This window comes from Bowmanella yangjiangensis (genome assembly GCF_017255015.1).
In the GTDB taxonomy this organism is placed as follows: Bacteria; Pseudomonadota; Gammaproteobacteria; order Enterobacterales; family Alteromonadaceae; genus Bowmanella; species Bowmanella yangjiangensis.
Genome location: NZ_JAFKCS010000048.1, coordinates 1 through 6,949, shown reverse-complemented (window position 1 = coordinate 6,949; position 6,949 = coordinate 1). Strand labels below are relative to the sequence as shown.

General features: G+C 59.1%; 6 protein-coding genes. All 6 read right to left on the bottom strand.

The window, feature by feature from the left end:
- Positions 1-1,628: glycosyltransferase family 2 protein (locus J0A65_RS20775; protein ID WP_206596255.1), on the bottom strand; the 1,628-nt coding region annotated here is incomplete at its 3' end.
- A 147-nt stretch (positions 1,629-1,775) separates the two neighbouring features.
- A complete protein-coding gene (locus tag J0A65_RS20770; RefSeq protein WP_206596254.1) occupies positions 1,776-2,837 on the bottom strand; it encodes an NAD-dependent epimerase/dehydratase family protein in 1,062 nt (353 codons plus the stop codon).
- 53 nt (positions 2,838-2,890) lie between these two features.
- Complete coding sequence (locus J0A65_RS20765) at positions 2,891-4,213, bottom strand: FkbM family methyltransferase (protein WP_206596253.1); 1,323 nt, start codon at positions 4,211-4,213, stop codon at positions 2,891-2,893.
- Between the two features lie 93 nt (positions 4,214-4,306).
- Positions 4,307-5,221 (bottom strand): hypothetical protein, encoded by a 915-nt coding sequence (locus J0A65_RS20760; RefSeq protein WP_206596252.1) that lies wholly within the window; start codon positions 5,219-5,221, stop codon positions 4,307-4,309.
- Complete coding sequence (locus J0A65_RS20755; protein ID WP_206596251.1) at positions 5,221-6,501, bottom strand: hypothetical protein; 1,281 nt, start codon at positions 6,499-6,501, stop codon at positions 5,221-5,223. The genes J0A65_RS20760 and J0A65_RS20755 overlap by 1 nt, the downstream gene beginning before the upstream one ends.
- The coding region (locus J0A65_RS20750) for a hypothetical protein (protein WP_206596250.1) at positions 6,498-6,949 on the bottom strand (452 nt) is incomplete at its 5' end. The genes J0A65_RS20750 and J0A65_RS20755, both read right to left, overlap by 4 nt.

Below are 6,949 nucleotides of genomic sequence, written 5' to 3'. Positions count from 1 at the left end.
CGAGCAAGCCTGTCCAGGCGTTCACAGAGGTCCCTGGCCCGTACGCCCAGCTCGCTCTCAAGCTCACTCGGATGTTGCTCCAGGCGCCGCCGCAGGTGCTCGGCCACCTCCCGCGCACGGCCTCTGAGAAGCGCCTCTCTGCCACGCTCGAAAACACCTTCGAGGATGCACAGGTGTCCTTGCAACGGTGAGGACGTGCCGTAGTACTCATTGGAATGCTGTGCACCGTGAACACGGTAGCTCACGCCCGGTGAGGTGGTGAAGACGAAGTCGGGATAACGCTCACCGAGCTGAACCATCAGATGCCAGTCACCAGCTCCACGAATTCGGGTGTCACGCTGCCAGGCTTCGAAGAATGCCTCCCGCCGTATGATCGCCGCAGAGGGCGTGATGTAGTTGTCGTACACCAGCAGATCCGCGACCTCATTGCGCCCACCGATGTAGTCGGCCTCGCGGTGGCCAGGATGGCGAGGCCCGACGAGGGGCTTGCCCTGCTCGTTGACCCAACTGATCGGACTATAGCCAACGGCAATCCGGGCATCGCGCTCCATTGCGGGGAGAATCCGGGAGACATGCCCTGGATTCATGAAATCATCCGCCATGAACAGAATCAGGTACTTGCCCTTGGCTGCCCAGAAACCGTTGTGACTGTTGTTACCAGCACCGAAGTTTCTCCGATTGCGCATATAGCGCACCCGGGGATCCGCTGCAAAGCCCGCCATCACACCTTGGGTATCATCCGTCGAGGCATTATCCAGGACGAGAACCTCTATGGAGTCGACACCCTGGCTGAGCAGAGAACGTACCGCCTGTTCCAGGTAGCGGGCATAGTTGAAGGCTGGAATCACCACACTGAGCAACAGCTCGTCACCGCGCACCTGCGAGGCATCGAGCGCAATACCGGACGTCAGTGCGTTGATCCAGAAGTCGATGGTATAGGGATAGATTCGCTCGTCCGGACGCGCACTGCCCTGCATGAGGAACGAGCGCAGGCGCGCCGCCAGGGCCTGATAGTCGTTCCAGGCCATGGCATCGAGAAAGGCATGCAGTTCGGCGTCATTGGCAAATGTCGTGCCATCCACATAGCAATCGGCCGGAAACCATTCGGGAACGGGCGTGACGGCGTTGTGCACTGGTACTGCACCGCAAAGCAGGCACTCCTGCCACTGGGGCGACAACCAACCCGCCAGCTCGGCATGTGCATCGCACACGACAAAATGAGCGTGCTCGAGTTTCACCCCGTCACGCCCGAACAAGTGGGCTCTGTTGTTGAAAGGCAGACGCGGCGGCAAATCTGCGAGCGGCACATCCAGCGGTTGATTCAACCGAATCAGGTGCTGCCCTTGAAAAGCCTCGCGAGCAGGCAGAAACACCCGATCAAAAAGGTCGTACGTGCCTTGCGCCCCATCCACATGCTCCAACCGCATCAGGTAGCGGCGCACGTCGGCAGGGACAGTTAACGCCCCCTGCCCCGGAAGGTCCTGTTCGACAAAAAGAACAGCGTCGTGGCTATCTTGCATGGTCGATGCGGTCAAACGCTCGAAACGCAGACCGTTGGCCTCGCCATAGACCTGCAAAGGCTCCAGCGGAAGCAACGACAGCAGCCGTGTCCACTGCTCGTCACTCAAGAGGAAAGCCTCACCCTCCACTCCCGGATGAATTCCAGCGATCCCAACCCGCCAGGGCTTACCCTGACAACGACCGCCTGCAATTGAGGCCCAATCCATCACGTTACCCCCTGTCACGGCCTCGCTCGCACGCTGCCTTGTTGAATTTCAATTGCCGTAGCCCTGGAGTCTGGCCCAGGCAGCCATGCTCTCGATCGACTGATCCAGTGCCGTCCATACATCCAACCCCAGCTGGCGCGCTCTGGAGATGTCAGGCACGTAGAAGGATCGGCTGGAGTCATCAGGCTGACCCAGTATCCGCAAGGGTTTCCCTGGAGAAATACGCTCCATCACCCGCTGCGCAAGCGCAGCCACGCTGATAGCCTCGTCGGAGCCTATGTTGTAGACCTCGCCGGGCTGCCCCCTGGCCAGCAACGCCAGCAACCAGCCTGCCAGATCGGCACCATGCAGGTAGCTGCGCACCGCCTGCCCGCTGGAATGGAGCACGATCTCATCCGCGCACAGCGCATCGCGCACGAAGTTACCGATCGCAAAATGCGCATCGAGTGGCAACCCAGGCCCGGAAAAAGCGAAACAGCGCGTCATCACGACAGGCAGACCATGCTGTTGCGCATAAATGGCGGCAAGCGTTTCCTGTGCTCGCTTCGCTTCGCCGTAAGCACTGTTCGCACTGGTGCTGAGGCATGCGCCCGCAAATGTTTCAACGACGCCAGCATCCTCGTCAGAAGCGCCCGGTAGAGCACCGTATTGCGCACCGGATCCCGTCAACAGCACGCGCGCACCATGCTGCACAGCCAGCTCAAGCACTCGGCGCGCCCCCATGACAATGGTGTCGAAGAGTTCCAGAGGCCTGCCGTGAGCAGCTGCGGAAGTATCGGCAGCCGCATGGAGGATCAACGTCACCGGACGTCCCGGTAGCGCGCGGAGATCGCGAACGTCACCGCTCAGCCAGTGCAACCAGGAGCAATCGCGGTAGCGTGGTTGCGAGTCGAGAAAGCGCGCCGGCGTGCGAGACAGCACGCTGACCTCCACCCCTGCCCCTTGCAGGTTCAACTGATAGAGCAGCGCCAGCAGCCACTGTCCAAAGAAGCCCGTACCACCAGTCAGCAGTACATGTTGCCCGGCCAACTCATCAGGCAGCCCCAGCGTAACGGGGATACCTTGCAACGCTCGCTGGATGATCGGCGAATGTGGGGAGAAATCAGGCATCAGCGTTAAGGCCCTGACAGAGCATCGGCGAAGAGGGCATCCACGTTCTCACTTCAATAAAAGTACAAGGTAATGTCTTCCAGAATATCCGCATACAAGCGAATGCCGATTCTGTAGTCGGAGCGGATAGCCGATACTTCGTCCATCAACCGCCAAAAATCGTCCGAGCGATGATAGGCACAGACCGCCAGAGTGGGTCTGTCACGACTGATGACAGCGCGCGCACCGCGCAGGGCCGCCGCCTCCATACCCTCGATATCGAGCTTGAAAAGACCGACCTTGCCTTGCACCACGGCATCCAGAGGGACCCCCTGGATGTAGGAAGTGATGCTTGCGGGGACATGGCTGCTCAACTCGCCCGCAATGTCATAAGACAGCTCGGGCTGATAGGTCGTCCGACTCGGCGCTTCGTCCAGTCCCATGTTGAACACCCAGACGTTGGGTCTGTCAGAGACACTCCTGAGGGCCTCGTAATAGGCCGGTAGTTCCGGTTCGAACAGCCACGCCTGCTCGACCGGGCCAAAATTCGCTTCCAGCCGGTGCAGGGTATCGCCGGATGCCGCGCCTGCATCGACAAAACGTGCAGCGTGCCCAGGCTGCACGAATGCCCTGTCGAAGTACTCTTCGCTCCAGGGCGACATGACCTGCTGCGCAGAGGCGATGGAAAGACGCGTTCTCATACCGATCAGCGCATCGTAAACCTTGCGCGATGCCTCATCATCCAGGCGCAGAAACGCGGAGATGAAACGCCAGGGTTCCAACAACGGCGCCTCCACGAACGACGAAAACTTCTCGTTCCCCAAGCCAGGGCCCGGGCCATCCAACGCGTACAGGAACTCATGCATGTTGACCAGGCGAATACCTGGCACCTGCCGCAGCTGCCTGGAAATCGCATTGCCGTGCCGGCCGCTGGCGACCACGACGACCGAGTTTTCCAGCATGGTGCTGGTGGGAAGATCAATCGCAAGCCCTTCCAGCAACTGGCCCTGCTTGGCAGGATCGTTATCCAGAAAACCTTTGACGTCGAGCCCCAGAGCCCGCGCATGGCGAGCCAGCCGCAAACCGACCTTGAAGGCGCCAAAGATATGAAAGCCCTCTCCGAGCCACTCCCTGATTCGCAGCCTGCGCCCTGACAGTTCCGCAAGTACGGCACTGGCATCCAGCAGAGCACTGATGTTCGGGTAGTCCTGCAAACGGGATAGAACCGCCAACTTCGCTGGGTGCCTGAGCTGTATGTGATCATGAACATCGCACAGGAACGCCTCGGACCTGCTCACCGGCACAACCTTGCCATCAGCAAGCGCAAGCGAGTAGATGCGGCCCGCCTGCATCTCATCAGCAGCAGGATCGAACTCGGGCAAACGGGTAGTTTTCATGTCTAACGCCTTAGCGACGAGGGCCGCGACAAACACGCAGCGCCCAGCAATATATGAACCCGACGAGGCCGTTCCCCCCCGGGGGAGCTGCCTTCAATCCAGAGCGACATCAAACGACAAGTCCCTGTTCTGCGAATACAGCGCCAGCAGGCGCGCCCTGATACTCGCCAGGCGATTCGAGATCCATCGATTCAACACTTCGTTCGGGTCTATCAGCAGTTTTTCCTTCGCGCGTGTGGCCTCGCTGTTGATTTCGACATAACGCCTTGCGATCTCCAGCACCTCAACGTCATCGAGATGGCTGAGCATGATCGACACGTCCGCCGGCGGCACCTCTAGATGGTCGAGTGCATATTCGATGGCCAGTATGTCGTTGAGGCTCTGCAGGTAGGTGCGCAACCTGACATTGCCCGGTTCTGTCAGGTAATGCTGAAGTCGCCCCCAGGTCGTCACGAAGCGGCGCTTGCAGAAGTCATAGATGCGCAGCAGTTCCTTCATCTCTGAAAAACGGGCATGAATGCTGCCAAAGCGATCGGTAACAACCCCCTCTCCGTAATAGAACATGTCGGAAAAAAGCGAAGCCACCTTGGGTGAGTTGTCACCGGGGATCACACCGATATCGAATGCAGGATCATGCACGGTCAGCGAGTTGAGGTGATGGGGGCAGGACCGAAAAAACGCCGCCTCGGGCATGTCGGCGAACCTGCGCGAGCACAGTTCGATGTCTGCCAGCAGTAGATTCACCTGCCCGGCAATGTGCAAGGCCCCCGACAGCGGCGTCTTGTTGTTGAGCACGTCATACTGCTCGAGCGAGAGCGTGCCGTGCGGCTCGTAGAGCGCCAGCAAATCATGATCAGACGACGCATTACCCATTCCGAGCGGAATTGAGCCCATGGGCGCGTAGCCCAGTATGCGTACTGAACAGTGCTTCTCCATCTGCTCGATGGCAGCGTCGACCTGCTCCTGCAGATCAGGATTCGCGCACCTGTCGATCAGCTGTACGCGCATCACTGAGCCCCCTGCCCATCCAACAGGAAATCATACTTCTCCGGCGCACTGTCCTGCCGGGTAAAACGATCGGTAATCCGATAAAGACACCTGACTCGTCGATCGAGCTCGCTCTCCTGATACGCGTAGCAGATCGAACAACCCAGCAGCGCAAACGCCTGTGCCAGTGGCTCTAGATCAGCGCGTTCGACCCGCAGGATTACGCCGTTGAGACTGACCCGGCCAGTATTGCTGAAGTTCGCCAGCACGAACGAGCGGCACAATTTCAGCAGTGTTTCGTAATAGGCACTTTCCGCCTGGTACGGCGTCTTGAGAAAGTACGGATGCATCACCGGATAGGGCAGTTCGGTGATATTCGTTTGCATCATGTGCTCGATCAGCGACAGCAAAGCCGGTCGATTGAGGTAGGTCTCATAGTCGCGGGCCGACAGCCGAAGTGGAACCAGCGAGCGCTTGCGATGGATCAGGAAAGCGGCGCGATGCTTGCCGCTGTCCATGTTGAAGTGGCCCTCATCCGCATTCCAGTCAGCGTTGACCGCATGATTCAGGAAAAACAGAGGATCGACGGACTCGGTCTGCCGCATGCGTTCATACACCTGCCTGCGACTTTTCAGCACGTTGTCTATCCATGCAGCCGTCTGTGCGATGCCAAATTGTTCGGCGGCGTTACGGCAATACAGATCGATATAGTGATCCGGAGTCGCATCGGCCTCACCATCGAACCACTTGAACAGTTCAAGGTAGGGAAACAGCGTGAGCACCGGACTGTCCTTGAACAGTCCGTTGCCGTCGCGGCGTGCAAACGCCAGCAATGCCGGTACCCACGCCAGCACCTCATCCGCCGCGACTTCGATGAGCGCATCGTCCTTGTAGGCAGGGCGAAACAGGCCGTCCAACTCGGGAACCACAGTGGGCAGGCTCAATCGCTCGCCAATGATGTCGTTGTAGATCCTTGTCATCACGGCGCGATCCTGGTCAGACCGCCACGACATGTTGGAGCCGTCCACGGGGCAGAAGATGACATGTCCGAACCCTTCTGCAGCCAGGCTCAACGCAATGCTTTCATGCTCGAAGATGTTGTTCACGCAGACAATCACCAGGGCCTGCCTGTCAGCTGCGGCAGAGCTCGTGACCGGTATGCCCTCGTGAACGCCTATCTCGGCCGCACGCTTATCGATGAAGCCGGTGATGTTGCAGCCACTGCGCAGGTAGCGCGAAACCATGGTGCCGCGATGGGCCGCACCGTAGAGAATGACTGGCGTGTGCACTGTCCACATCATAGCGGGCAAAGGTCCTTGAGCAGACGCATGAACTCGGCGTCCGGCTCACGCTCACGAACCGGAAACGACATGAACGCAGGATGCTTCACGACGACAGGCAACGTGTGCAGAGTGCGGCAATGATCCATCAGAGCCTGCGCCTGCCGCTCGCGGAAATACGCCTCCCACTCATCCTTCTTCATCTTGAGCGGAATGCCATCGAAACCCTGACGTTCAAGATAGAACGCGCGATGGGAGCCATCGAGGATATTGAAACGATGCAACGCCTCGTCGAACACGGCGACGGACGCAGCCTCGCGGTAGTAGTCGCTCAAGTCGAAGAAGGTCTTGGAGCGGTAGAACTCAGCCTGTTCCCGGGTAAAGAGTTCATCGAACGGAAGCAGTGTTTTGACGACCGGATCATCCAGACGCACGTTCGTCGCCTTGTCGATGAGGTCCTGCGACTGGC